This is a genomic window from Microbulbifer mixtoriginis (SeqCode) (assembly GCF_052467515.1).
In genome coordinates this window covers 625,840-646,507 of sequence record NZ_CP174314.1, presented here as the reverse complement: position 1 = coordinate 646,507, position 20,668 = coordinate 625,840, and the positions used below count along the sequence as shown (strand labels likewise).

Annotated in this window: 18 protein-coding genes and 1 pseudogene; 6 read left to right on the top strand and 13 right to left on the bottom strand. The window is 54.3% G+C overall.

Annotation, left to right across the window (positions count from 1 at the left end; translation table 11 throughout):
* The first annotated feature begins 239 nt into the window (after positions 1-239).
* Both ACJJIT_RS02665 and ACJJIT_RS02660 read left to right on the top strand, forming a co-directional pair.
* Positions 240-1,130 carry a hypothetical protein gene (locus tag ACJJIT_RS02665; protein ID WP_444887139.1) on the top strand — a complete coding sequence of 297 codons (891 nt, stop codon included), beginning with the start codon at positions 240-242 and terminating at the stop codon, positions 1,128-1,130.
* Between the two features lie 494 nt (positions 1,131-1,624).
* Positions 1,625-2,503, top strand: coding sequence for a hypothetical protein (locus ACJJIT_RS02660; RefSeq protein WP_444899885.1), 879 nt, complete (start codon positions 1,625-1,627; stop codon positions 2,501-2,503).
* Between the two features lie 65 nt (positions 2,504-2,568).
* On the opposite strand, the gene greA is transcribed toward ACJJIT_RS02660, so the two are convergent.
* From greA to dapB, 7 genes and pseudogenes are all read right to left on the bottom strand, one after another.
* The gene (greA, locus tag ACJJIT_RS02655) at positions 2,569-3,045 is read right to left on the bottom strand and encodes a transcription elongation factor GreA (protein ID WP_252083232.1); all 477 of its coding nucleotides are present in this window, start codon (positions 3,043-3,045) and stop codon (positions 2,569-2,571) included.
* 86 nt (positions 3,046-3,131) lie between these two features.
* The gene (carB, locus tag ACJJIT_RS02650) at positions 3,132-6,359 is read right to left on the bottom strand and encodes a carbamoyl-phosphate synthase large subunit (RefSeq protein WP_444891977.1); all 3,228 of its coding nucleotides are present in this window, start codon (positions 6,357-6,359) and stop codon (positions 3,132-3,134) included.
* A 112-nt stretch (positions 6,360-6,471) separates the two neighbouring features.
* Positions 6,472-7,620 carry a glutamine-hydrolyzing carbamoyl-phosphate synthase small subunit gene (carA, locus tag ACJJIT_RS02645; protein WP_444899884.1) on the bottom strand — a complete coding sequence of 383 codons (1,149 nt, stop codon included), beginning with the start codon at positions 7,618-7,620 and terminating at the stop codon, positions 6,472-6,474.
* A 333-nt stretch (positions 7,621-7,953) separates the two neighbouring features.
* The gene (locus ACJJIT_RS02640; RefSeq protein ID WP_444899883.1) at positions 7,954-8,538 is read right to left on the bottom strand and encodes a YfiR family protein; all 585 of its coding nucleotides are present in this window, start codon (positions 8,536-8,538) and stop codon (positions 7,954-7,956) included.
* Between the two features lie 183 nt (positions 8,539-8,721).
* Positions 8,722-9,660 carry a 30S ribosomal protein S6--L-glutamate ligase gene (gene rimK, locus ACJJIT_RS02635; protein WP_444900886.1) on the bottom strand — a complete coding sequence of 313 codons (939 nt, stop codon included), beginning with the start codon at positions 9,658-9,660 and terminating at the stop codon, positions 8,722-8,724.
* Between the two features lie 84 nt (positions 9,661-9,744).
* Positions 9,745-10,146 (bottom strand): annotated as a pseudogene (locus ACJJIT_RS02630) (ATP-dependent zinc protease family protein); the annotation flags it as partial.
* A gap of 165 nt (positions 10,147-10,311) precedes the next feature.
* The gene (gene dapB, locus ACJJIT_RS02625; protein ID WP_444899882.1) at positions 10,312-11,127 is read right to left on the bottom strand and encodes a 4-hydroxy-tetrahydrodipicolinate reductase; all 816 of its coding nucleotides are present in this window, start codon (positions 11,125-11,127) and stop codon (positions 10,312-10,314) included.
* A 238-nt stretch (positions 11,128-11,365) separates the two neighbouring features.
* Here dapB and ACJJIT_RS02620 point away from each other — a divergent pair, with 238 nt between their 5' ends.
* Positions 11,366-11,821, top strand: coding sequence for a hypothetical protein (locus ACJJIT_RS02620; protein WP_444899881.1), 456 nt, complete (start codon positions 11,366-11,368; stop codon positions 11,819-11,821).
* A 132-nt stretch (positions 11,822-11,953) separates the two neighbouring features.
* Here the strand turns inward: ACJJIT_RS02620 and dnaJ are convergent, their stop codons facing one another.
* The 3 genes from dnaJ to grpE all read right to left on the bottom strand — a co-directional run bounded on the left by dnaJ (position 11,954) and on the right by grpE (position 16,021).
* Positions 11,954-13,078 (bottom strand): molecular chaperone DnaJ, encoded by a 1,125-nt coding sequence (gene dnaJ, locus ACJJIT_RS02615; protein WP_252083238.1) that lies wholly within the window; start codon positions 13,076-13,078, stop codon positions 11,954-11,956.
* Between the two features lie 225 nt (positions 13,079-13,303).
* On the bottom strand, positions 13,304-15,256 hold the full coding sequence (gene dnaK / locus ACJJIT_RS02610; protein WP_252083239.1) for a molecular chaperone DnaK: 1,953 nt from the start codon (positions 15,254-15,256) through the stop codon (positions 13,304-13,306).
* Between the two features lie 123 nt (positions 15,257-15,379).
* Complete coding sequence (gene grpE / locus ACJJIT_RS02605) at positions 15,380-16,021, bottom strand: nucleotide exchange factor GrpE (RefSeq protein ID WP_444899880.1); 642 nt, start codon at positions 16,019-16,021, stop codon at positions 15,380-15,382.
* A gap of 232 nt (positions 16,022-16,253) precedes the next feature.
* Here grpE and recN point away from each other — a divergent pair, with 232 nt between their 5' ends.
* On the top strand, positions 16,254-17,924 hold the full coding sequence (gene recN, locus ACJJIT_RS02600) for a DNA repair protein RecN (RefSeq protein ID WP_252083241.1): 1,671 nt from the start codon (positions 16,254-16,256) through the stop codon (positions 17,922-17,924).
* 265 nt (positions 17,925-18,189) lie between these two features.
* Positions 18,190-18,795, top strand: a complete 606-nt coding sequence (locus ACJJIT_RS02595) for a 1-acyl-sn-glycerol-3-phosphate acyltransferase (protein ID WP_252083242.1) — start codon at positions 18,190-18,192, stop codon at positions 18,793-18,795.
* Between the two features lie 42 nt (positions 18,796-18,837).
* Here ACJJIT_RS02595 and fur read toward each other — a convergent pair whose 3' ends face one another.
* Positions 18,838-19,248, bottom strand: a complete 411-nt coding sequence (gene fur / locus ACJJIT_RS02590) for a ferric iron uptake transcriptional regulator (RefSeq protein ID WP_252083243.1) — start codon at positions 19,246-19,248, stop codon at positions 18,838-18,840.
* 277 nt (positions 19,249-19,525) lie between these two features.
* Here fur and ACJJIT_RS02585 point away from each other — a divergent pair, with 277 nt between their 5' ends.
* A complete protein-coding gene (locus ACJJIT_RS02585) occupies positions 19,526-19,870 on the top strand; it encodes an outer membrane protein assembly factor BamE (protein ID WP_252083244.1) in 345 nt (114 codons plus the stop codon).
* A 2-nt stretch (positions 19,871-19,872) separates the two neighbouring features.
* Here ACJJIT_RS02585 and ACJJIT_RS02580 read toward each other — a convergent pair whose 3' ends face one another.
* Positions 19,873-20,220: an RnfH family protein gene (locus tag ACJJIT_RS02580; protein WP_252083245.1), complete on the bottom strand. Its 348-nt coding sequence runs from the start codon at positions 20,218-20,220 to the stop codon at positions 19,873-19,875.
* Positions 20,217-20,657, bottom strand: a complete 441-nt coding sequence (locus ACJJIT_RS02575; protein WP_252083246.1) for a type II toxin-antitoxin system RatA family toxin — start codon at positions 20,655-20,657, stop codon at positions 20,217-20,219. The genes ACJJIT_RS02580 and ACJJIT_RS02575 overlap by 4 nt, the downstream gene beginning before the upstream one ends.
* Positions 20,658-20,668: the final 11 nt, after the last annotated feature.

Below are 20,668 nucleotides of genomic sequence, written 5' to 3'. Positions count from 1 at the left end.
AGCTTAAAAGGCGACATCAAGCTCATTTCACTCTGTTTTTTTTGGAAAAAACTAAACCTGTCATCCTCTTCCATTAAATTAATAAGCACAAACCAAAGTACCCAACGCCAATAGCCTTTATTCCATACCAGCTAGTCTAAAGTTAAATCAGCAAGCTATTACCTTCAAAATACTGAACACATAGCTAGCCTAGAAATACACTGAACCAAAATGGACACAGCAGTAAACAGGAGTTGAACGTGAGGAAGTTTCCAGTTCTTTCGCTGGCATTAATGATGTCTTATGGCGGACTTACATATGCAGCGGGGAATTCAACGTCATTAGAGCAAAGTGGCAATAACAATCAGGTATTGATTGATCAATCCGATAATAGTGCCATAGACAACAGCGTAAAGATTTCTCAGAACGGCAACCTCAATAATGCAGAGTCTATCCAGACCAATGTAATTGATAGCCTGATACACCAAGTTCAAGAGGGAAAATTAAATGACGTTTACAGCCTACAAATGGGGGGCTCAGGTAATAATGCCCTGATTTACCAAACTGGCATGGATAACCGTGCCAATACCTACCAAATTGCCACTCAAAATAGCCAAGCAACCATTCGCCAAAATGGTGCAGGAAATGAAGCAGAAATTCATCAACATTTGGGAAGTGACAACATTTCCGTTATTGAGCAAATTGGTAATGTCCATGGAGCTTTAGTTGGGCAGTATGCCAGCTTCAATGCTGAAGCTTACATATTCCAAGATGGTTCTTATCACGAGGCCATAATTAGACAAGAGGGCACCGGACACTATGCCAGTATCTCTCAATCAGGTATTTCTCACACTGCCGAAATAACCCAGGCTGATATGCACAACGAGGCCGACATTGTCCAAATGGGAGAAAGCAACTACAGCACGATTGTCCAAGTCTCTTGGTATAACAGCGCGTTTGTGACTCAAGATGGCTACATGAACCGGGCAACGATTATGCAGTCAGGAGGTGGCGCCATGGGTGGGGGCCATTTGGTTGTGGTCAATCAATCTGGTGGTATGAATACGGCTACAGTTATTCAGAGCGGATTCTCTGAGTCTGCAAATATTACCCAAACCGGCTACGGCAACACAGCTATAGTACATCAGTAAACATTGCTTCCCCTACAAATGCCAAAGATCAGGAACGATCTTTGGCATTTGTAATTATTTACTTACCCCCAATAAACCCCTCCCCGGAGCGGCTGTATATATTCCCCATTAAAAACAAATTTCGTAGTTAATTTTTTTATCATTATTTCCGACTAAAACTTATCTCCCAGGTAAATCAAACTTATATCCTATGGCTTTTCTTAGACACTGAAGCAACAATAATAAAGACGGAACGAACTTATGGACTCCTAAGCAGTAACAGGGATGCCAATCAAAATGAATCAGCTATTTCCTATCTTTGATTTCCCTTCGATTCTACCTTTTTGCACAGGCACTTACAGCGAGTGTATATCTGAGTAATTTATAGTTTCGCCGTTAATCCTAGCTTAGCGGTTTACTACAAAATACTCGGGTGACTTATGCTGTGCTCCCGCTCAGCCGGTAAATGCTGAACCCCAACGCGATGCTCTTTTCAAGTAGTAATGGAGATACTCATGAAGACTTTAACCCCAATCGCTGCCGCTATTGCTTTTGTAATCAGCGGTGCAGCCATGGCCGATAACAATACCGCTTACCAGGATCAAAACGGTATGGATCAACTCGGTTATATTGATCAAGCCGGCCCCGGTAGCCATCATAACCTGGCTGATCAAGAACAACACGGGGCACACAACACGGCGGTTAGTATCCAGGTCCATGAACACCACAGCACGGTTCTTCAATATCAGGATGGCTACAGTAATTATGCCAATGCCTTTCAAAATGGGGGATCTGGCAACACCGCTATGAGTGAGCAATTGGGTATCGACAATAGCTCCTTAACTTTCCAGTTTGATGAGCACCATAGCTTCTCCTACCATGCTCAGGAAGGCCACGGGAATACCGCCTGGACTTATCAACAGTCTGGCGCTAATAACCAGGCGACTATTTTACAAAACGGCGACTATGGCTACGCTACTGTCACTCAAGTAGGCAGCTACGGCAGTGAAGCTATGCTCTCACAGGTTGGCGAAATGAATCGAGCTGATGCTCTTCAAGTTGGTGAAGGCCATAAGGCTCACTTAATTCAGGCAGGAGGTGGCCACAACGATCTTGATTCCCGTCAAATCGGCTATGGCCATGAAGCTCATATGTACCAAGATGGTTGGTATAACGAAGGAGATATTTCTCAAGCCGGTAGCCACCACTTCGGAAAAACTATGCAAGTTGGCTATGGCAATGATGTCTATATAGGCCAAATAGGCGAAAACCACTATGCAGAGGTCACTCAGATTGGTTCACATAACAACAGCTTAGTAGCCCAATTTGGCTACAATGAAACCGCCAAAGTTCACCAACATGGCGACAGTAACAACAGTTTCGTTCACCAGTAAAGCTGCTCCTGCCCCCAAGAAAAAAGGCGGCCTCTGGCCGCCCTTTTTCTTACTAAGAGATCTTTTTATAGATGCTCTACAGTATCGATTTCATATTCCACCGTGCCGGAAGGCGTATGCACAACAACGACTTCTCCCACTTCTTTACCAATCAGTGCGCGGGCAATCGGCGAGTTCACTGAGATTTTTTGTTTTTTCACATCCGCTTCATCGTCACCCACGATTTTATAAGTCACTTCAGCATCGTCATCCAGGTGAATAATCGTTACCGTGGTGCCAAAAATTACCTTATCGCTGGGCTCAATCGACTTCACATCGATCACTTGAGCGTGAGACAACTTGGCTTCAATCTCTTGAATACGACCCTCAATAAAGCCCTGCTTTTCCCGCGCCGCATGGTATTCGGCGTTCTCCTTCAAATCACCGTGTTCGCGTGCTTCGGCAATGGCCTCTACCACCGCAGGGCGCTCGACTTTTTTCAGATTATCCAGTTCTGAACGCAGCGCTTCCGCGCCTTCAACGGTCATTGGTACCCGGTTCACTGTGGGACCTCCATTATTGTTACTACGCAACCGGGCCCTGTGTTGCCACAAGGCCCGGTCGGAAATGACGGATTGTTTTTAGATGATTAAGACAGCTTTACCACACGCTGGTGAAGGTCTTGCAGGCGGCGAACCTGTAGCGGCTGCTCCTGGCGCATGGCCATCGCCATGGCCTGGGCCGCTGCCAGGGTGGTGGTGTAACACACCTGGTGGTTCTCGGCACTGCGACGGATATCCGCAGAGTCGCGAATCGCCTGGCGCCCTTCGGTAGTGTTCACTACCAGTGCAATCTCGTCGTTCTTAATCATATCGACGATATGCGGGCGACCTTCACTCATCTTGTTGACGGTTGTAACGGGAATATTGTTTTCTTGCAAGACCTTGGCGGTGCCGCGGCTGGCAATGACTTCGAAGCCAAGCTCCACCAGATCGCGAGCTACGCCCACTGCGTCGGCCTTGTCGAAGTCACGCACAGAGATAAATGCGCGTCCGGACTCCGGCAGGCGGTCGCCAGCGGCAACCAGGCCCTTGTCGAAGGCTTCTGCGAAGGTAGCGCCTACGCCCATCACTTCGCCGGTGGATTTCATCTCGGGGCCGAGAATCGGGTCCACTTTCGGGAACTTGTTGAACGGGAATACAGACTCTTTAACGGAGTAGTAGTCCGGTACGATCTCTTCGGTAAAGCCCTGCTCCTGCAAGCTGATACCCGCCTGACAGCGCGCAGCCACTTTCGCCAGTGAAGTGCCGATGCACTTGGAGACGAAAGGTACAGTACGGGAAGCGCGCGGGTTCACCTCGATCACGTAGATCTCGCCGTCCTGGTAGGCCAGCTGGGTATTCATCAAGCCAACTACGCCCAGCTCGCGAGCCATGGCCTTCACTTCTTCGCGCATACGGTCCTGCACATCCGCCGGCAGGCTGTAAGGCGGCAGGGAGCAAGCGGAGTCACCGGAGTGAACACCACACTGTTCGATATGCTGCATGATGGCGCCGATCACAACGTCCTTGCCATCGGATACCGCATCGATATCCACCTCGATAGCGGCGTTGAGGAAGTGGTCCAGCAGTACCGGCGCTTCGTCGGAAACCTGTACCGCCTCTTTCATATAAGTGAGCAGCTCGTCTTCTTTGTAGACGATCTCCATGGCGCGGCCGCCCAATACGTAAGACGGGCGCACAACCAGCGGGTAACCCACATCTTTCGCCGCCTGGATGGCTTCGGAGACAGAGCGCACGATGGCGTTTTTCGGCTGCTTGAGGCCGAGACGCATAATCATCTGCTGGAAGCGCTCGCGGTCTTCAGCGCGGTCAATCTGCTCTGGTGTGGTACCGATAATCGGCACACCTTCGTTGGCCAGGTAGCGCGCCAGGTTCAGCGGAGTCTGGCCGCCGAACTGTACGATCACGCCTTCCGGCTTCTCTTTGGCAACAATTTCCAGCACGTCTTCCAGGGTTACCGGCTCGAAGTAGAGGCGGTCGGAAGTGTCGTAGTCGGTGGAAACAGTCTCCGGGTTACAGTTGACCATGATGGTCTCGTAACCGTCTTCGCGCATCGCCAGTGCGGCGTGTACACAGCAGTAGTCGAACTCGATGCCCTGGCCGATACGGTTGGGGCCACCGCCGAGTACCATGATTTTCTTCTTGTCGGACGGCTGCGCTTCGCACTCCTCATCGTAGGTGGAGTACATGTAAGCAGTAGAGGTGCTGAACTCAGCAGCACAGGTGTCCACGCGCTTGTAAGACGGGAATACACCCAGCTTGTGACGGAATTCGCGCACAGTCTTCTGGCTCACCCCCAGCAGGTCCGCCAGGCGGCGATCGGAGAAGCCTTTGCGCTTGAGGAAGCGCATTTGCTCAGTGGTCAGCGCCGAGGTAGGCAGTGACTTGAGCGGCTCTTCGATTTTGATCAGCTCTTCGATCTGAACCAGGAACCAGGGATCGATACCGGACAGGTCGTAAACTTCGCCGACGCTCATGCCCATTCGGAAGGCGTCGCCCACGTACCAGATGCGCTCGGCACCCGGAACGGAGAGTTCGCTGCGCAGGCGGGTCTCAGCGCCGTCTTTGCTCGGGTCAATCTTGCTTTCCAGGCCGAAGCTGCCCACTTCCAGACCGCGCAGGGCTTTCTGCATGGACTCCTGGAAGGTACGGCCAATTGCCATCACTTCACCCACAGACTTCATCTGGGTGGTCAGGCGCGCATCGGCTTCACCGAATTTCTCAAAGGTGAAGCGCGGGATCTTGGTAACAACGTAATCGATAGACGGCTCGAAGGACGCCGGGGTAGCACCGCCAGTGATATCGTTCTGCAACTCGTCCAGGGTGTAACCCACTGCCAGCTTGGCCGCGACCTTGGCGATCGGGAAGCCGGTGGCCTTGGAGGCCAGTGCGGAGGAGCGGGATACGCGGGGGTTCATCTCGATCACAACTACGCGGCCAGTCTTCGGGCAAACGCCGAACTGTACGTTGGAGCCGCCAGTCTCAACGCCGATCTCGCGCAATACCGCGATAGAAGCATTGCGCATCAGCTGGTATTCCTTGTCGGTCAGCGTCTGCGCCGGGGCAACGGTGATGGAGTCACCGGTGTGTACGCCCATCGGGTCGAAGTTCTCGATGGAACATACGATGATGCAGTTGTCGTTCTTATCGCGAACCACTTCCATCTCGTACTCTTTCCAGCCGAGCAGGGATTCGTCGATCAGCAATTCGTTGGTGGGGGAGAGGTCGAGACCGCGCTTACAGATCTCTTCAAACTCCGGCCAGTTGTAGGCCACACCGCCACCGGAACCACCCATGGTGAAGGACGGACGGATAATCACCGGGAAGCCGAACTCTTCCGGCACTTTCTTCGCCTCTTCCATGGAGTGGACGATCTTGGCGCGCGGAGTTTCCAGGCCGATGGCCTTCATCGCCTTGTCGAACAGGTCGCGGTCTTCCGCTTTCTCGATAGCGTCTTTGTCCGCACCAATCAGCTCGACATTGAACTCCTTCAGGACACCGTGCTTATCCAGGTCCAGGGCGCAGTTCAGAGCTGTCTGGCCACCCATGGTAGGCAGGATGGCGTCGGGACGCTCCTGCTCAATAATCTTGGCAACGGTACGCCACTCCACCGGCTCGATGTAAGTGGCATCGGCCATGGCCGGGTCGGTCATGATGGTGGCCGGGTTGGAGTTCACCAGGATCACCCGGTAACCCTCTTCGCGCAGCGCCTTACAGGCCTGGGCGCCGGAGTAGTCAAATTCGCACGCCTGGCCGATCACGATGGGGCCTGCGCCGATAATCAGAATGCTTTGGATATCTGTGCGTTTTGGCATCTTTCTTCCGTTCTACTACCGGCAAAGGCCGGCTGCGCTAAATTTCATTCGTTTCTTGTTAAAACCGCCGCAAAAGCGGCGGTTAAATGCCCTACCCTGGGCGGCTACGCCCTTAGGCGCGCTCTTTCATCAAATCGATAAAGTGGTCGAACAACGGCGCCACATCGTGTGGGCCGGGGCTCGCTTCCGGGTGTCCCTGGAAGCTGAAGGCAGGCTTGTCCTTCAGGTGAATACCCTGCAAGGTACCGTCGAACAGGGACTTGTGGGTAACTTCCACATTGTCCGGCAGGCTGTCGGCGTCCACTTCGAAACCGTGGTTCTGCGCGGTGATCATCACCTTGGTGCTGTTCAGGTCTTGTACCGGGTGGTTACCACCGTGGTGACCGAACTTCATCTTGGCAGTTTTACCGCCCACCGCCAGGCCCAACAACTGGTGGCCCAGGCAGATGCCGTAGGTGGGGATGCCCGCGTCCAGGATTTCGCGAATAGCAGTGATCGCGTATTCACAGGGCTCGGGGTCGCCGGGGCCATTGGACAGGAATACACCGTTGGGATTCATCGCCAGTACTTCGGAGGCCGGGGTCTCCGCCGGTACTACGGTGATGTCACAGCCGCGATCCACCAGCATACGCAGGATATTGCGCTTCACACCGAAATCGTAAGCCACCACTTTGAAGGGCTGTTCCGGCGCGGCCTTGTGGCCTTCGCCCAGTTCCCAGGTACCTTCGCTAAAGGGGTAGGCTTCCTTGGTACTCACTACCTTGGCCAGGTCCATCCCTTTCAGACCGGCAAATTCCTTGGCTTTGGCCAGGGCTTCTTCGCGGTCAATATTGTCACCGGCAACGATGCAACCGCTCTGTGCACCCTTGTCGCGCAGCAGGCGGGTCAGGCGACGAGTGTCGATATCGGCGATACCGACAATATTGCGCTCGCGCAGGTAGTCCTCCAGGGACTGCTCGTTGCGGAAGCTGCTGGCCAGCAGCGGCAGGTCGCGGATTACCAGGCCGGCGGCCCAGATATCAGCGCACTCTTCGTCTTCCTGGTTGGTGCCAGTGTTGCCGATGTGCGGGTAGGTCAGAGTCACAATCTGGCGGGCGTAGGAGGGATCGGTGAGGATCTCCTGGTAGCCGGTCATGGATGTGTTGAACACTACCTCGCCAACAGAACTGCCGAGGGCACCGATTGCGCGTCCTTCAAAGACGCTACCATCAGCGAGCACCAGCAGTGCGGGAGTTGTACTCTGCATAAAGTTGTGGGGCATGAAGGCCTCCGACGTAGGGACAGCTTTAGTCAAATTGAACTCCAATCTTCAGAACTGCTTCCGGGCGGGGTTTGTGGGCTTCGGAGCACGCGGCTCCTGACTGGCGCGCGCATAAAAAAGCGAGATGAAACATCGCAGCTTCATCTCGCTTTAAAAATCTGTTCACGCGCGGCTCTCACATATTGGCCGATGCTTGCCACCGGCTTTTTTTGGTGGGCTCGCGCTGCGCGATTCAGCTTCGCGACACCGGCCCAAATTCGGGCGCAGATTCTACGCGAATTCGCTTCTAGACGCTAGTGCAAAAATACGCCAAACCTGACGAAAAACTTCTCTTTACTCCAGCTTCTGCCCGAGGCGAAAGAGGCTATTGCCCATTTTTAGCTCGGCCTTTTCCAGCATGGTTTTGTTCATGCGCAGCGCCACTTCGCCGCCTTTATCGGCAAATTCAATCATGCCGCCAGTTGCCGCAAAGCGCTCGGCATCGCTCACCGTAAGAACGGGGAAGAACTCCACTGTAACCAGCGTCTTTAGCAGGCTCGAGCGGTCCATAGAGCCGAGAACCACAATCTGGCATTTGCGCGCGCGCAGTATATCTTTGAAGCCAATTTTCTCCAGCGCCACCCGGCGCCCATCAATACGCTGATTCTTGAAGCGCAGAGCCAGCTGCTCGCCGAGGGAATCCCCTCCCATCAAACACACCTTAAAGGGGGCACTGTAATTATCAAATGCGTTGACCGGCCACTGCAGGTTGTAGGCGAAGTGCACGATGTAATCCACCATGACACGCCGCCCCAGGGGGGTATCCGAAAGGTGTACTGCGGCCTGTACCAAGGGAGCAAGCAACAGGCCCAATATCAGGGAAATCGTCAGGAATGGGCGAGTGATAGAAAGTCTGGCAAAGAGTGTCTTCACGGTCATTGATACCCTGGAGTTCACACCTTCTGCCGACGGAAGGCGCGGTTCCGGCAGAAAGTGTCTATCGGCGGATACCTGGGCAATCAATCACTGCCGAGGCTCGAACGGCGCGCCAGCGAAAAGCCCGGCCACCTTTGAAGGTTAGCCCACCGAGCTTTGCACCGTCGGCGCCCCGTTCACTGTCGATTACTCGGGTACACGGTTATCCAAGTCGGCACTTCCATCCTGGGTTTTTGTTACGGGACGCCATTTGAGCGCCTTCTCGATCGACATAATCATCGCACCGGCCACATCCTTGCGCGTGGCACTCTCAATACCCTCGAGACCGGGGGAGGAGTTCACCTCAAGTAATAACGGCCCTTTACGCGAACGAATAATATCCACACCAGCCACTTTCAACCCGAGCGCTTTGGCCGCTTTAATGGCTATGCGCTTTTCATCTACTGTGACTTTAACCACCGAAGCGGTGCCGCCCTGGTGAATATTAGCGCGGAACTCTCCCGGTGCCGCCTCTCGCTGAATCGAGGCCACAACGCGGCCATCAATCACAAACAGGCGCAGGTCCTTGCCCTGGGCCTCACGGATAAACTCCTGCACCAGCAAATTGGCTTTAAGTGACTTGAACGCATTAATCACCGATTCGCCGGCTTTGCGGGTTTCCGCCAACACCACTCCGCGGCCCTGAGTACCCTCCAGTAACTTCACAATCAGCGGCGCCCCACCCACCATGTCAATTAACTCGTTGGTATCTACCGGCGAGTTGGCAAAGCCTGAAGTGGGAATACTCAAACCACTCTGCTGTAACAACTGCAGGGAAAATAGCTTATCCCTCGATTGGCTGATCGCGGCAGAGCCATTCAGGGCAAACACATCCAGACTCTCAAAGTGGCGAGTGAGGGCGCAGCCATAAAAAGTCTGACTGGGGCGAATACGGGGGATAATGGCATCCAGATTGTTGAGAATTCTGCCGTCGCGATAATGTACTTCAGGCTCATCGGCATCGAGCTTCATATAACACTGGCGAACATCCAGGAAGGTCATCCGGTGGCCGCGCTCGGCACCAGCTTCCATGATGCGGCGGTTGCTATAAAGATCCGGATTCGAGGCCAACAGCCCGATACGCAAGCCGGTGCCGGCGATATGGTGCTCGTCCCGATAAAATTCATCCAGCTGACTTTTTGGCAGTTCACCCAGACAGAAGCTCTCCGAGGGGTCCACCATCATGCGGCCGAGCATGGCCTCGCGCCCCAACAACATGCGATAGCCCATACTGTCACGGTTGGTCAGGGTCAATTCGATATCCCAGACACTTCCGCCGATAGAAAGCGCGGTACGAATTACCGGGCGCCGCTCCGACTCACCTGAGGAGCTGCGTACTAGACGCTTGTCGAGAATACGAGCCTCACAGCGCACGGTCGGCCGACGCTGGTGCTGCAATGGATGCGCTTCAAAGCTTACCCAGGGCTCACCATCCCTTTTAAACGTCTGAATATTATATGCGTGCAGGCAAGAAGTCTTAGCCCCGGAGTCCACCCGGGCCTTAACTGCGGGGATACCCAGACCGGGAAACGCACACCATTCTTCACTGCCGACAATCAGCTTTTTTTCCAAACAAAAAATCCTCAAAAAATTTTTGGTTTACCTAAAGGGTCGAAAACCCGAAGTATTGACTTTCACTATAAAAATAAGGCTCGCCTATCGATCAACCGTATAACTAGTGCCTTAGAACTATTAAATAAAGGCCGCCCCTTTACCGATTTTTTTTGTGTGATCCAATTAATTTAATCCCAGCACATCGCGCATATCGTAGTGGCCCGGCGCACGCACCGATTGCTTATTTCCCATCAACCATATCGCTGCGCGTACCGCACCGCGGGCAAAAGAGAGACGACTGCTGGCGCGGTGACTAATTTCTACGCGCTCCCCTTCAGCCAGGAACAGTACAGAGTGCTCACCGACCACATCGCCGCCGCGTACAGTGGCAAAACCAATGGTGTCGCGCTCACGGGCACCGGTCTGGCCCTCGCGGCCATAAATCGCCACTTTCTCCAGATCCCGCCCCAGGGTCTCGGCAACGACTTCTCCCATGCTTAACGCAGTGCCAGAAGGCGCATCCACTTTGTGACGGTGATGCGCTTCAACAATTTCTATATCGGCATCTTCACCCATTACCCGTGCAGCGGTCTCCAATAACTTGAAGCACAAATTTACGCCGGTGGAAAAGTTACTGGCCAGGCACAACGGTACCTTGCCCGCATTAGCCAGCACCTGATTTTTCTGCTCAGAGTCAAAACCGGTAGTGCCAATAACAATGGGGCGTCCGTTGGCTGCACAATAGGCAGAGTTATCCACAGTTGCCTGTGGCGCGGTAAAGTCGATCAGTACATCGAAGTCGGCTTTATCCAGGCTATCAACAATGGCGATGCCGTTGCGCCCGAGGCCCGCAACTTCACCGGCATCTGCCCCCACCAAGCTGGAGCCCGGCCGTACAACTGCCGCGCTGAGCTCAGCCTCATCACTTAAAAGCAGTGCCTCCGCCAAGGCCCTTCCCATACGCCCGCCAAACCCGGTGATCGCAACTCTTACTGCCACAACAACACTCCTGTCTACGCCCAATATTGCTGCGAATCTTACCTCGCCATACCAGAAAGCAGCTACAAAAACTCAATCTTAAAAAGTGATCATTTTTGGGGACCAAACTGACCATAAAACTTCCAGCCATAGAGGAAATAACAAAACATATTTTTATTACCAACTAACTGAAATTGAGTGAAAGCAATGACAAATCACGATGCTAGGCTTAAGCCAGAGGGGTAAATGGAGCGCCAACATGCGACTAATGATTCGATCAAACCACCTGCCACATTTATTGGTGGTGGTTATTTCTTTAACCCTGGCCTTTGGCAGTGCGCCCGTATCCGCACAACAGCAAACTACAAACCCAGACTTCTGGGAGAAATATGACGACATTACAGATTGGGTGACGCTGCGTCTGCAGCTCACCCCTGGCCAAGAAAAAGTAGTACTGCCCATCTTGCAAAAGAGCCTTGCAGAGAAAAAAGCCGTACTGGATGGCTATGGCGTTTTGGACAACCCTAAACTGATTTTGACGCCTAAGCAGCGCGGGGAAATCGGTGCGCAATTGGCCGCGATTAGCGCGCAGGCAAACAAAGAACTGGAAGGGATACTAAAAAAACAACAGATGAGGGAGTTAGGTAAGATTCAACACGAATTATTGATGGCACTGGCTGCCCGTCTGAGGGCCCGTTCTGCCCAGGGCAACTAACCCGGCAGAGATACCGGGCCAGTTTTCGCTATTCTTCCTGCTTTTAACTTTTAAAAGAGCTCATCCGTTAAGCAACTATATAAGCCCTAAATTACCGATGGTCGAATAGCGATTGGGGATGCTCGCTTAAAGTTAAAGCTTCATATCCCCAAAGAAGTTTTTCACCCCTTCAAACCAACCAGTCTGGCGTGGTGCATTTTTCTTTTCGCTCAGGGTATTGGCAAATTCCTGCAGTAACTCTTTCTGTTTACCAGAAAGGTTTACCGGTGTTTCCACTACAACCCGACACAGCAAATCGCCGGTAGCGCCACCGCGCACCGGAGTGACACCTTTACCACGCAGGCGGAACAGCTTGCCAGTTTGGCTCTCTGCGGGAATCTTTAGCTTCACCTTACCATCAAGAGTCGGCACTTCCAGTTCGCCCCCCAGTGCTGCAGCAGCAAAACTGATGGGCACTTCGCAATACAAGTTCTTGCCATCGCGCTGGAACAGCTCGTGCTCCTTCACCACCACCTGTACATACAAATCACCAGCGGGCCCGCCATCGGGGCCAGCTTCACCCTCACCGGACAGGCGGATACGATCGCCAGTATCCACACCAGGCGGAACCTTAACGGACAGAGTCTTGGTCTCTTCAACCCGACCGCGACCGTGGCAGCTGCCACAGGGATCGGAGATAGTGGTACCGCGACCGCGACAGTTGGGGCAGGTTTGCTGAACAGAGAAGAAGCCCTGTTGCATACGCACCTGACCGGCACCACCACAGGTGCTACAGGTCTGCGGAGAGGAACCTGGCTTAGCGCCTGAACCGTGGCAGGTATTACAGGAAGCGAGCGTTGGCACACGGATCTTGACCGTGGTACCACGCACTGCGTCTTCCAGGTCCAGTTCCAAGTCGTAACGCAGGTCTGAACCGCGCGCGGGGCCACCCCGACGGCCGCCACCGCCCCCACCGAAGATATCGCCAAATACATCGCCGAAGATATCGGAGAAACCGCCGAAGCCACCGGCGCCGCCACCACCCATTTGCCCTTCTACACCGGCGTGACCAAATTGATCATAAGCCGCGCGTTTCTGCGAATCGGACAGTATTTCGTAGGCCTCGTTGGCTTCCTTGAATTTGTTTTCTGCTTCCGCATCATCGGGATTGCGGTCCGGGTGAAACTTCATCGCCACCCGGCGGTAGGCTTTCTTCAGCTCTGCATCCGAAGCGCCGCGCTCGACGCCGAGGACTTCGTAATAATCGCGTTTCGACATAAAACTATGTTCTCTGGTCCGGCATCAAGAACGGCCAAACTCTTTCTACTTCTCGGTTTCTAACCAAGCCCCGCATTGCGGAGCACCACCAAACTGCGAACTCTGTACAAACTTTGATGGATACCTGAAACAACACAGGGCGCGGGGCCTAAAAAGAAGGCGCCGCGCCCCTGAAGTTCTCCGGCGGCCACTTTAAAAGCTGCCACCCGAAATGCAAGCGAACGCTTACTTACCTTCTTTCTTGTCGTCCTTTACTTCTTCGAACTCTGCATCTACCGCATCGTCGCCAGCGGAAGATTGCTGCTGCTCGCCCTGTTGAGCGCCTGCACCAGCGGCACCTTCAGCGCCAGCGGCCTGGGCCTGCTCGGCGTACATCTTCTGTGCAACCGGGCCAGAAGCTTCGGTCAGCTTGGTGGTGGCAGCTTCCATAGCAGCCTTGTCGTTGCCTTTCACCGCTTCTTCCGCTTCTTTGATAGCCGCTTCGATTGCAGACTTTTCTTCAGCGGTGGCTTTGTCGCCAGCTTCTTCCAAGGTCTTCTTGGTAGCAGAGATCAGGCCGTCGAGGGTATTGCGGGTTTGCACCAACTCCTCGAACTGCTTATCCGCTTCGGCATTCGCCTCTGCGTCTTGAACCATCTTATCGATCTCGTCCTCGGACAGACCGGAGGAAGCTTTGATCACGATGGACTGCTCTTTACCAGTGGCCTTATCTTTCGCGTGTACGTGCAGGATACCGTTGGCATCGATATCGAAGGTCACTTCGATCTGCGGTACACCGCGGGGGGACGGCGGGATATCGGCCAGGTCAAAACGACCAAGGGATTTGTTCTGGGAAGCCTGCTTGCGCTCACCCTGTACCACGTGAATGGTTACCGCAGTCTGGTTATCTTCCGCAGTGGAGAACACCTGGGACTTCTTAGTGGGGATAGTGGTGTTTTTGTCGATCAGCGGAGTCGCAACGCCACCCATGGTTTCGATACCCAGGGTCAGCGGGGTTACGTCCAGCAGCAGTACGTCTTTAACATCTCCGGACAGTACGGCGCCCTGGATAGCGGCACCCATGGCAACAGCTTCGTCTGGGTTAACGTCTTTGCGCGGCTCTTTACCGAAGAACTCGGTGACTTTCTGCTGTACCAGCGGCATGCGGGTCTGACCACCAACCAGGATCACTTCGTCTACGCCGGAGGCGGACAGATCGGCATCTTGCAGAGCGATTTTTACCGGCTCCAAGGAACGGGTAACCAGATCTTCTACCAGGCTTTCCAGCTTGGCGCGGGTCAGCTTAACCACCAAGTGCTTGGGACCGGTGGCATCTGCAGTGATATACGGCAGGTTGACTTCAGTCTGCTGGCTGGAGGACAGTTCGATCTTGGCTTTTTCTGCAGCTTCTTTCAGGCGCTGCATCGCCAGGGGATCGCCTTTCAGGTCGATGCCTTGGTCTTTCTTAAACTCGTCTGCGAGATATTCGATCAGACGCAGGTCGAAGTCCTCACCGCCGAGGAAAGTGTCACCATTGGTGGACAGTACTTCGAACTGCTTCTCACCATCTACGTCGGCAATTTCGATAATGGAGATATCGAAGGTACCACCACCCAGGTCGTATACCGCTACAGTGCGGTCACCGCCCTGCTTGTCCAGGCCGTAGGCCAGAGCAGCAGCAGTCGGCTCGTTGATAATACGTTTAACGTCCAGGCCCGCGATACGGCCGGCGTCTTTGGTGGCCTGGCGCTGGGAGTCGTTGAAGTAAGCCGGTACAGTAATTACTGCAGCGTCAACTTTCTCGCCGAGGAAGTCTTCTGCAGTCTTTTTCATTTTCTTCAGAACTTCGGCAGAGATCTGCGGCGGAGCTTTTTTATCGCCTTTCACTTCTACCCAAGCGTCGCCGTTGTCAGCTTCAGTGATGGTGTAAGGCACCATCTTGATATCTTTCTGCACAACGTCGTCTTTGAATTTACGACCGATCAAACGCTTAACCGCAAACAGAGTATTCTGGGGATTGGTCACCGCCTGACGCTTGGCAGACTGACCTACCAGGATTTCGTTGTCGTCAGTGAAGGCAACAATAGAAGGTGTAGTACGATCGCCTTCGGCGTTCTCGATTACACGCGCTTTGTCACCATCCAGTACCGCCACACAGCTGTTGGTGGTACCCAGGTCGATGCCGATAATTTTTCCCATCTGTAAAATCCTCATTTGTTACGCGCTGCCAGCTCTGTTCTGTATGCAGCGCGCGAATAATTCTTGATGTCAGCTATATTGGTGCCGGCCAGCGAAATTCAAGGCCGTTTCACGCATTTGCCGTTACGGGGCCTTACTAACCACAACCATGGCCGGGCGAACCAGTCGACCGTTGAGGCGATAGCCTTTTTGAAATACCTCTAGAACCGTGTTCGGCTCCACCTCCCCATTCGGCACCTGGGTCATGGCCTGGTGCAACTCTGGGTCGAAGGGCTCACCCGCTGGATCGACAACTTCCACAGAATTTTTCGTCAGGGTGTCGACGAAAGATTTGTGAGTAAGCTCGATACCTTCCACCAATGCTTTATTGCTTTCATCAGCGCTATCAATGGTGGCGAGGGCGCGCTCCAGGTTGTCCACAACCGGCAACAAATCCTGCAGCAGTTTTTCCACTGCAAATTTGCGTGCGCGATCCACATCCTGCTGGGCGCGGCGACGGGCATTCTGCTCCTCAGCCTGGGCGCGCAGAGCGAGGTCTTTCTGCACCACTAACTGCTCTTGCAGCTTGATAATTTCATCGTGCAGCGTATCCGCACTTTCGGCTTCTTCGTGCAATGCTTGCTCAGCCTGCTCGCGCTCGGTCGCGGTGGGATCTTCAATCTCCGCGGAAGCCGCCTCGTCTGTCGCTGTCAGGTGCTCATCAGCCAGTGCTTCCGGCTGCACCCCCTCTGTAATCTGATCTTCTTCGCTGCGCTCTCTGGCCACTGCTTTCTCCGTCGCGTCGACTCTGTCAGTAATGAGTTGGGCCCGTCCTGCGGGCTCTGGGGGCTATATGGGGCCATCCCCGCACAGTTCAAGTGGTTTTTTGCGCTAGCGCGCAATAGCTGGAGAATCTGCGCTTGACGCTATAGCTAACCAGAAAGGAATACTGTATAAATAACCACTGATTGGGTATTCAGACCCACCCATAAGAAAAGGACACAGAAGCGATCTCTATATGTTGCTGCACCTGTCTATCAGCCAATTCACCCTGGTGGACCAACTGGAGTTGGAGTTCGGCCCAGGTACCAGCACCCTCACCGGCGAGACCGGCGCGGGCAAATCCATCACCCTAGATGCACTCGGGCTCGCCCTGGGTGGTCGCGGCAGTGCCGAACTGGTACGCGCTGGAGCCAACCGCGCCGATATCAGTGCCACCTTCGATATCTCCGGCTACCCCAACGCCAGCGATTGGCTTAATTCCCAGGAGCTAGATAGCGGGCAGGAAGTGATACTGCGCCGCACCATCGGCGCCGATGGCCGCTCACGGGCCTATATCAACGGCCAGCCGGTGACGCTGCTGCAGCAGCGCGCCCTGGGTGAGCAACTGATTGATATCCACAGCCAGCACGAGCACCAGTCCCTGCTGAAGAAGGAAACCCACCGCCGCCTGCTCGATGAGTACGCCCAAGCCCAGGAACTGGCCGCCGAAACCCGCAGTCGCTACAAGACCTGGCAGGACCAATACCGCCGCTACCGCAATCTGGCCGACAGCGTTGAGGAGGCCGAGGCGCGCCGCAACCTACTGCAGTACCAGCTGCGCGAGCTGGAACAACTGGATTTGAGCGAAGGTGAGATAGAGGCCCTGGAGAGCGAGCAGCGTCAGCTGGCCAATGCCGGCGATATTCTTAACGGCAGCTATCAGCTGGCCGCGCTGCTGTCCGGCGGTGAGGGCGATATCGCCGAACAACTGCACCGCGCCCTGCAACTGCTTTCCGCCATGCCCGAACAGGCGCCGGCCCTGGTCGAGGTGGCGCAGATGCTCGATAGTGCGCGAATTCAGATCGACGAAGCGGCCGGTACTTTGTCGCGACATATCGATCGCTTCGAGATGGACCCTGAGCGGCTCAGTGAAGTTGAGGAGCGCCTCAGTGCTATTTACCAGGCGGCGCGCAGACACCGTGTACAACCCAGTGAGCTACCGGCCCTGCAGCGACAGCTGCAAGAGGAACTGGAAGATATCGGCACGGAAGATACCTTGGAGCGCCTCGCCGAAACCTGCAGCAAACTGGAAAAAGAGTTTCGGGCAGTCGCAGCAAAATTAAGCGAGCTACGGCGTGGGGCAGCGATCACACTCGCCGAATCGGTCAATCGGCAACTGGTGGATTTGGCCATGCCGCACGCCAAGGTCGAACTTGCCTTACAAGCTCTCGACAAGCCTTGCAGCCACGGCCTGGAGGAAGTGGAAATTTTAATTTCCACCAACCCCGGCCAGCCACCGCGCCCACTGGGCAGGATCGCCTCCGGCGGTGAGCTTTCTCGGGTAAGCCTCGCCGTACAGGTGGTCACGGCACAGACTTCACGCACCCCCACCCTGGTCTTTGATGAAGTGGACGTCGGTATCGGCGGCGCCACTGGAGACGTGGTAGGCCGCCTGCTGCGCCAGCTGGGAGAGACCCGCAATGGCTGTAGCGGCCAAGTGATCTGCGTCACCCACCTGGCCCAGGTGGCTGCGCGAGCCCACCGCCAATATCTGGTGGAGAAGCACAGTGATGGTGAGCAGGCGTTTGTGGCTTTGCGTGAATTGAAAAACGGCGAGCGCCGTGAAGAGATCGCACGCATGCTCGGAGGGCAACCCAGCCCGCAGTCACTGGCCCATGCGGAAGAGATGTTGACCAGGACCCTTTGAGCTGCCCCCAGGGCAATCTCAGAACAGCCCTTCAGCCGAGTTTCAAAGCTGACCAACAGGACAGCCCATCACTTTCAATGGAGCGGTGGGCAATCATATCTCGCAGATCAATAAATAACCGCCAACAATCCGGCAAAATAGCCGGCCTGCCGGTGATATATGCCGTTTTAGGACAAATAGACCAAATATGACTGGGTCTGGCGGCAGAAGTCACCATATACTGAGCCGCTTGTTTAACTTTGTTTGAGTAGTATCGGCCGAGTTTATGCAGAGAACGATTTTTAATACCCCGATTATCACGCCGCTGCTGCGCCAAGTTGCCAAGCTGCTGCTGAAGTTTCACGGCTGGCGCGTTAACGGCGATCAGCAATCATTAAAACTGAAAAAATATGTATTGATCGGGGCTCCCCACACCACTAACTGGGACGGCTACTACTTTATTCTCGCCGCACTCAAATTAAAGATGACCCCGCAGTGGATGGGCAAAGACAAACTGTTCCAGTTCCCCCTGGGCGGCCCCATGCGCTGGTTCGGCGGTATCGCCGTAGACCGCAGCAAGGCTAACAACTTGGTAGATGCCACCGTGCGCCAGTTTAAGCTGCGTAAAGAGCTGGTTATTGCCATCCCACCGGAGGGCACCCGCGGTTTGGGTGAGCGCTGGAAGTCCGGTTTCTACCATATTGCACGCAGTGCCAAGGTGCCTCTGGTATTGGGCTTTATCAATTTCTCCAAGAAAGAAGTGGGAATTGGCCCTATCGCCCAACTGGGGGAAAACCTGGAGGCAGAACTGAACAAATTAAGGGAGTTTTACGCGGATAAGGTCGGTAAATTCCCAGAGCTGTACACGCCGCCCTGCCAGCCACAACAGTAAGCGGGCATAAGATGGGTGCGGCGGACGCCGCACCCGACTGGATTACTTCTCTTTTTCCTTCACGTACAGCACTAAGCTGTGGCCTGTCAGCTCGTAGCCGTGCTCATCGGCGATCTGGCGCTGCAGTTCCTCAATTTCCTCATTGTGAAACTCGATCACCTTGCCGGTATCGGTACACACCATGTGGTCGTGATGATCACCACGATCCAGCTCGAATACGGAGTGGCCGCCATCGAAGTTGTGGCGAACAACCAGACCCGCGCTCTCAAACTGGGTCAGTACCCGGTAGACGGTAGCCAGACCGACATCTTCCCCCGCTTCCAGCAGTAGCTTATACACATCTTCAGCACTCAAGTGCTGCTCGCTGGTGCTTTCAAGCAATTGCAAAATCTTAACCCGCGGCAGGGTGACCTTCAGGCCAGCCTTGCGCAATTCCTGGTTTTCGTTCGACATGAATAAATATTTCCCGACAGGATTTTATGAATTGTCTTTACTTGCATCAGCTCACTGAAAAGGTCTATACCCGAATAAGACCACAGATTCCCGCCTGTCAGCGAGCCGGCTCTTCGGGTATTATCCCATGCCGAACGGAGTCAGCGGAACCCCAGGCACCATGAGAGAGGGAAATCGCAGAGGAAGGGAACTTTCCCTACGCATAGGGTCCTATTCCGGGCAACCGTTTAAAATTTGTACGAGAGGTGCCGTGTGAAAGAACATAATGGAGCAATGAATGCCGCCTAGCCTGAAATTTATCGCCATCGCCAGCCTCTGCGCCTTTCTCGGCGCCTGTACGCTGGTTAAGTTTCCCGGTGTGCACCGCATTGAGGTACAGCAGGGCAATATCATTACCCAAGAGATGATCGACCAGCTGAAGCCCGGTATGACCCGCCGCCAGGTACAGTTTGTTCTCGGCACCCCGCTGCTGGAAGACACTTACAATCCCAACCGCTGGGACTACGTCAACCGCATTCGCGACAAGAAGGGTGATATCAGCCAGGAGCGCTTTAGCGTTTATTTTGACGAAGACTCCCTGGTATCCACCAGCGGTGACTTGCAGCCGGCTGACTGGCCCTAAGCCTAAGCGTCTTCGGCACCTTTCTTTTTCTCGGCCATACGCTTGGCCTTCTCGGCGCGTTGTTTGCGCGCCTCTTTCGGGTCGGCGATCAACGGGCGGTAAACCTCCACCCGATCGCCCGGCTGCAACTCGTAGCTCTCTGCCGGCGCCAATCCTTTGCTCCCCAGAACCTGGCCAAAGATACCCATCTTGGCACTATCCGGGTCCACTTCCGGATACTCTTTTGGAATACCCGAACGAATCAGAGCCTCCCTTGCCGTAGTGCCCGGTTTTACCAGTAGCCGCATCAACCGCTGTTCATGGGGCAGTGCGTAAACCACCTCTACCGAAATCATTTTTTCTTCTGTCATTGCGGCTTCCCGTAAATGTCCTCGGCACGCTCACACATTACCGCCACCATTTGATTGGCCAGATCACTAAAAAGCTTACCTGCGGCGGCGGCGATCAAACGGCTCTTCATGGAGAACGACAGTGAAAAAGTCACCTTACAGGCGCTCTCAGCCAGGGGAGTAAACATCCAATGCCCGGTAAAATTTTCGAAGGGACCGTCTACCAGAGTCAGGGTCATGCTGGTCGGGCGCACCAGTTGATTGCGCGTGGTAAAACTTTGACGAATACCCGCGCGCGATAAATCCAACCGTGCCTCCAGGGTTTCTTCGTCCCGGTGCAGAATTTCAGCCCCGCGACACCCCGGTAAAAATTGTGGGTAGCTGGCCACATCATTGACCAGATCAAACATTTGTTCCGCGCTGTACATCACCAGCGCGCTGCGCTCTATTTCAGTCATTCCTGTTGTCA

Bases quoted from the DNA above. Each gene is read 5' to 3' on its own strand.
- ACJJIT_RS02660 (WP_444899885.1), top strand. From the start codon at position 1,625: ATGAAGACTTTAACCCCAATCGCTGCCGCTATTGCTTTTGTAATCAGC.
- carB (WP_444891977.1), bottom strand. From the start codon at position 6,359: ATGCCAAAACGCACAGATATCCAAAGCATTCTGATTATCGGCGCAGGC.
- carA (WP_444899884.1), bottom strand. From the start codon at position 7,620: ATGCCCCACAACTTTATGCAGAGTACAACTCCCGCACTGCTGGTGCTC.
- ACJJIT_RS02640 (WP_444899883.1), bottom strand. From the start codon at position 8,538: ATGACCGTGAAGACACTCTTTGCCAGACTTTCTATCACTCGCCCATTC.
- ACJJIT_RS02620 (WP_444899881.1), top strand. From the start codon at position 11,366: ATGCGACTAATGATTCGATCAAACCACCTGCCACATTTATTGGTGGTG.
- dnaJ (WP_252083238.1), bottom strand. From the start codon at position 13,078: ATGTCGAAACGCGATTATTACGAAGTCCTCGGCGTCGAGCGCGGCGCT.
- dnaK (WP_252083239.1), bottom strand. From the start codon at position 15,256: ATGGGAAAAATTATCGGCATCGACCTGGGTACCACCAACAGCTGTGTG.
- recN (WP_252083241.1), top strand. From the start codon at position 16,254: ATGTTGCTGCACCTGTCTATCAGCCAATTCACCCTGGTGGACCAACTG.
- ACJJIT_RS02595 (WP_252083242.1), top strand. From the start codon at position 18,190: ATGCAGAGAACGATTTTTAATACCCCGATTATCACGCCGCTGCTGCGC.
- fur (WP_252083243.1), bottom strand. From the start codon at position 19,248: ATGTCGAACGAAAACCAGGAATTGCGCAAGGCTGGCCTGAAGGTCACC.
- ACJJIT_RS02585 (WP_252083244.1), top strand. From the start codon at position 19,526: ATGCCGCCTAGCCTGAAATTTATCGCCATCGCCAGCCTCTGCGCCTTT.
- ACJJIT_RS02580 (WP_252083245.1), bottom strand. From the start codon at position 20,220: ATGACAGAAGAAAAAATGATTTCGGTAGAGGTGGTTTACGCACTGCCC.
- ACJJIT_RS02575 (WP_252083246.1), bottom strand. From the start codon at position 20,657: ATGACTGAAATAGAGCGCAGCGCGCTGGTGATGTACAGCGCGGAACAA.